This is a genomic window from Bacillus sp. AFS001701 (genome assembly GCF_002559405.1).
In the GTDB taxonomy this organism is placed as follows: domain Bacteria; phylum Bacillota; class Bacilli; order Bacillales; family Bacillaceae_G; genus Gottfriedia.
In genome coordinates this window covers 1-519 of record NZ_NTZO01000707.1, presented here as the reverse complement: position 1 = coordinate 519, position 519 = coordinate 1, and the positions used below count along the sequence as shown (strand labels likewise).

At 29.1% G+C, this 519-nt stretch carries 1 protein-coding gene; it reads right to left on the bottom strand.

The genetic code is table 11. The features are described from left to right. Positions 1-39: 39 nt before the first annotated feature. The gene (locus CN514_RS24760; RefSeq protein ID WP_098234828.1) at positions 40-405 is read right to left on the bottom strand and encodes a hypothetical protein; all 366 of its coding nucleotides are present in this window, start codon (positions 403-405) and stop codon (positions 40-42) included. Between the last annotated feature and the right edge of the window lie 114 nt (positions 406-519).

Here is a 519-nt window from a genome sequence, read left to right as displayed (position 1 = left end):
CCGTAAGGTAAAAAGACTCCATTCTACTCGACTAGTTACTTAATGATTAATAATTTCGATATTCACACATATAATTTGGCAGTCCATCATTGGTATTACCATTGAACATTTATAAAATTTTACTCCATTAATTTCTATATCTTCTATTTCTATTTCATGAAAAAAGAAGTCTAACTCTCCTGGTTTTTTGGGAACTGTTTCCTTCATTCCCTCTAGCCAAGTATTTAAATTAATCGAAAAACAGTCCTTAAAAATTACAGTACAATCGGGTTCCTCTTTTTTGTATTCACCATATTTCATTACTACAGTATGAGATAAATGGTCATACGATAAGTCGTGTAAATTTGTATCAATATATTCTGTATCAAGTAGTTGTTTCATTATATCTTCAGAATTTAATCTCAATAATGAACCCTCCTTATTAGAATAACGCGTTATCTAAGTTTATATAAAAATCATGGTACTAATTACGATAATTATAGCATTTCTTGTTCAACTAACCTGCCATTTAGTTGCATT